This window comes from Dietzia sp. DQ11-44 (assembly GCF_014145205.1).
Classification (GTDB): domain Bacteria; phylum Actinomycetota; class Actinomycetes; order Mycobacteriales; family Mycobacteriaceae; genus Dietzia; species Dietzia natronolimnaea.
In genome coordinates this window covers 1-3,498 of the sequence record NZ_JAALEC010000484.1, presented here as the reverse complement: position 1 = coordinate 3,498, position 3,498 = coordinate 1, and the positions used below count along the sequence as shown (strand labels likewise).

General features: G+C 63.6%; 4 protein-coding genes and 1 pseudogene. 2 read left to right on the top strand and 3 right to left on the bottom strand.

Translation table 11 applies throughout. The features are described 5' to 3' along the window. Positions 1-646 precede the first annotated feature (646 nt). Positions 647-841: a hypothetical protein gene (locus G6018_RS12260; RefSeq protein ID WP_120282897.1), complete on the bottom strand. Its 195-nt coding sequence runs from the start codon at positions 839-841 to the stop codon at positions 647-649. A gap of 194 nt (positions 842-1,035) precedes the next feature. Between G6018_RS12260 and G6018_RS12255 the strand changes: the two genes are divergently transcribed. Together G6018_RS12255 and G6018_RS12250 are read left to right on the top strand one after the other, a co-directional pair. After that, positions 1,036-2,028 (top strand): hypothetical protein, encoded by a 993-nt coding sequence (locus tag G6018_RS12255; protein ID WP_182639742.1) that lies wholly within the window; start codon positions 1,036-1,038, stop codon positions 2,026-2,028. Beyond that, entirely contained in the window at positions 2,025-2,579 is a 555-nt protein-coding gene (locus G6018_RS12250; protein ID WP_120282893.1) for a hypothetical protein, read from the top strand. Before G6018_RS12255 ends, G6018_RS12250 begins: the two co-directional genes overlap by 4 nt. Here G6018_RS12250 and G6018_RS12245 read toward each other — a convergent pair. After that, positions 2,576-2,986 carry a helix-turn-helix transcriptional regulator gene (locus tag G6018_RS12245; RefSeq protein ID WP_120282891.1) on the bottom strand — a complete coding sequence of 137 codons (411 nt, stop codon included), beginning with the start codon at positions 2,984-2,986 and terminating at the stop codon, positions 2,576-2,578. The two genes, G6018_RS12250 and G6018_RS12245, sit on opposite strands and share 4 nt — an antisense overlap. A gap of 119 nt (positions 2,987-3,105) precedes the next feature. Further along, a pseudogene (locus tag G6018_RS17150) lies at positions 3,106-3,498 on the bottom strand (hypothetical protein); the annotation flags it as partial.

Sequence of the window (3,498 nt, the reverse complement as noted above, 5' to 3'; positions counted from 1 at the left end):
CCCTCTCGGCATGCTTCAAGTGTACTCCATGCACTACATGTAGCGCAAGTGGTGCGTGTGTCTTTTTTTGCGGTCCGACCTGCACGATTCCCACCGGAGCCGGCCCCAAGCAGACCGCCCCCTTCACCTTGTACCTGCCGTCTTTCCCCTCCCTGCGCGGAGCGTGTCAAGAGAAGGTAATCCGGGCGGACACCAGAGTTTTCCGGCGAAATAAGGGAGCGCAGCGAGCGCGTCGGAAAAGTCTGGGGGCCGGCCGGACGCCGCCAGGCGCTGATCTTGACTCGCGGAGTGCAGGGAGTACGATCCCTCGGCTGGTGAAGGGGGCCTCCGCCCTTGTTGCGGCCGCAGGCCGCGGTGCCCGCGTCAGCGGGCACGAACGTCCGGTAGGGCAGCACCGAGCTCCGTACGGGAGTTACCGGGAGCGATGCCGCACCCACCGAGGATCCAAATGATTGAGTGGCCGGGAGCGAAGCAGTCCTCGAGGGGCCCATCAACGATGAGGCGTTCATCGAGTGACATAGGTGTCGTTAAGGTGTAGCCCGTGCCCCGTTTCCTCCAGCTCTTCCGTCACAGTCGTACGGGCGTAGATGACAGTGTCGACCAGCTCATGGGAATCATGGCATCAGTGCCAGCAGTCGATAGAGAACTAGCTGTTCTTCTCGCCGCAGAGCAGCTGTGCAACACGACCATCACACTTTCCGAGCACCCCATGCCGCAAGGCCACTACGGCGTTGTCCTTCGCACCCGCCAGGGTCACCACATTCGAGTTGATCCCGACCTCCCTGGCGATCTGCGGTTCCACACAGTCCTGCACGAGCTCGGACACATCGTGCTGGGCCACACGGCGACATCCGAACCGGGAGCGAACCGGTTGGCGCAGATCCTGGGCGGAGAACCCCCCGCGTGCTCGGCGTCGACCACGGCTGGGCAGGCACACCGCGAGGCCGAAGCCGAGATCTTCGCCTGCACAATGGCTCGGCGTCTTCGCCGTGGACTGACCACGCGCCACATGTCCCGCCTCGATGAGGCGTTCGGATGATCGTTCTCCTGGTCCTGTTGGCCCTGGAGATTCTGATGGCGGGCTACATCGCCACTCGATTTCTGCGGTACCAGGTGGCGCCGACTCCAGTGCTACGGGCAACGACCTTCACGTCCGTGGCGGTCTTGATCGGGTTGCTGTCGGTGACAGAACCGGTCGAGGCTGTCCTCCGGGCCGGGGGAGCGCTCGTCTGGCTGCCGACACTGCTTAAACACTTGAGCATCCTCGGTTGCTGTGCGGGAGTGCTTCTGTTGGCGCTGGCAGAAAGGGGCCGGCTCAACGGACGTGCCGAATCGGGAGTCTGGGTACTGCTGATCGTCGTCTCGCTGACCGTGGCAGGTCTGCACGTGAGCGCCGGTGGGGGAGGCATGCTCACCAGCGTGGACTATGTCGAGTGGTCCCACTCCGTCGTTGCTCTACGCGTCGCAATGGTCATCGCCTACATCGGTGGACTGGGCGCGTGTTCCGGTCTGCTGTTCGTGCTGTGGCCACTTGATCTAAGGACGGCGGCCGGGCGGGGCCTGGCCATCTTGGCGTCGGCAACCCCCTTCCTGGCGGGCTGGTGCCTCCTGCGGATGAGGTATGTCTGGGCTGCTTCCCAGTCGATGACCCTGCCATCGGATCAGGAGCTGCTGGTAACTCAGCTGCTTTCGCTCGCCGGCGGTCTACTGCTCACCGTCGGACTGATCTGGTCCACAGCAGAAACCGACGTGGCCGCGCTTAGACACTGGCGGCAATTCCGCAGCCTCAATCACCGCGCCCTGGACGTTGTTCCAGCTGTCCGCAAACACTCCGACTTCCGTTTCGGAGTGGATATGTGGGTCCACGACCGCGCCATTGAAGTCCTGGATGCGTTGCACCAAATCCAGCGAACGACTGGACACCGCGACACGGGCTTTCCTCGGCCACCGGCCCAGGTGAGCGATTCAGAGCTGACCGCGGTCGTTGCAGACCTCGGCAAGCACCACTCAGAGAGGACGAGAACGTGACTCCCGAAAAGGTCATCACCGAGGTCTTTGCACCGTGGGTGGTACTCGCTGTTGGAGCGACGCACCTTGGGAAGGCGGTGGACTCGCCCGGTTGGGGTGTGGCAACGGCGACGGGGCTCGGATTGGTTCCGCAGGCCGCGATTGCATTGCGCGTTCTGCGTAAGAATCTCACCGATCATCACATCACTCGTCGCGAGGATCGACCGCTGGTCATCGCCGGAATCGCGGTGTCAGTGACGACGCTGTTGATAGCGCAAAGCAAGCTCGAGGCGCCGGCGGAGCTGCGCCGCACAACTCGAGCAGCTCTGGTCTCATTAGGAGTCGCTGGCGCTGCCACGCTCAAAGTCAAAGTCAGCTTTCACACCGCGGTCTTGGCCGGCGTTGTCACGGTGTTGGCTCGGGAGCTGTCGCCCCGCTACTGGTGGGGCCTCAGCGCGGTCCCGGTCGTAGCCTGGGCACGGATCAAGATCAGCCATCACAGCCCGCTTGAGACAGCGCTTGGAACAGCGCTTGGAGTGGCGGGCGGATACTGGGGTGGCGGCCGGCGCTAGTCGAGACCGGCTCGGCGCCGTTCCTCTTCGACGGCCTTGCTTATCCGGTCGAGGGCATCGGAAGGCAGATCGACGGCCCGGGCCGACACCGCTAGAACTTCACTGTCGCTGACTTTGCGCAGCAGAGCGATGTAGTCGTTGGTGCGTCGATATTCGTCGTCATCGACGAAGTAATCCGGTGACACACCGAAAAAGGCTGCGAGATCTCGTACGACTCGCTCGGATGGCTCGTGGGTGCCGCGTAGTAGTTGCGAGAGGTAGGGCTGGCTGAGATCCCCGCCGAGTTCTTTGACTCCCGCGACGATTTCCATCTGGGTGAAGCGGCCTCGTCCTGGGGGATGGGCGGTGGACACGAGCGTCGACAGGCGTTCAGCGAACGTCTGCTTGGTGCTCGGTCGTGACCTCATGAAAGCCAATCTTACATTGATGCTGATGCGTCACGGCGGCGACAACGCCGACTGAGTCCAGTCCGCCGCCGGCGAACCGGGATGGGCTGGGAGCCGTCTCATCGCTGTCATGCGAGTGGTCACTCTTGCGCCGACTTTGCTGGTAATCGTGCGAGGTCAAAGCAATCATTCGCAACTGGTCCTCGCTGACGGCGTCGCAGGATCGAGCGTATGGCGTCCATGTGCCCCGACACCTGCTCCGGCGTGGCCTTGCGCTCTTCGGCTTTGGCCGCGGTCTCGGCTCGATGGCGCTCATCCTCGAGGGCGCGCTGTCGGTGTTGCTCGGCCACCTGGCTAGGCGAGGGGCCGGTGAGCACCTCCCGGAGCCGGGAGAGGCGGTGTCGCAGGAACGCGGCTGGGTTCTGGATGGTGGAGGGCCAATCGCGGGGATTTTCTCGCGCGTCCTGGTTGAGGACCGCGACTAGATCGCGGCCTGTCCAGCGGTCGCAGTCGACCAGCTCGGCCACCACGTC

Bases quoted from the DNA above. Each gene is read 5' to 3' on its own strand.
- G6018_RS12255 (WP_182639742.1), top strand. From the start codon at position 1,036: ATGATCGTTCTCCTGGTCCTGTTGGCCCTGGAGATTCTGATGGCGGGC.
- G6018_RS12245 (WP_120282891.1), bottom strand. From the start codon at position 2,986: ATGAGGTCACGACCGAGCACCAAGCAGACGTTCGCTGAACGCCTGTCG.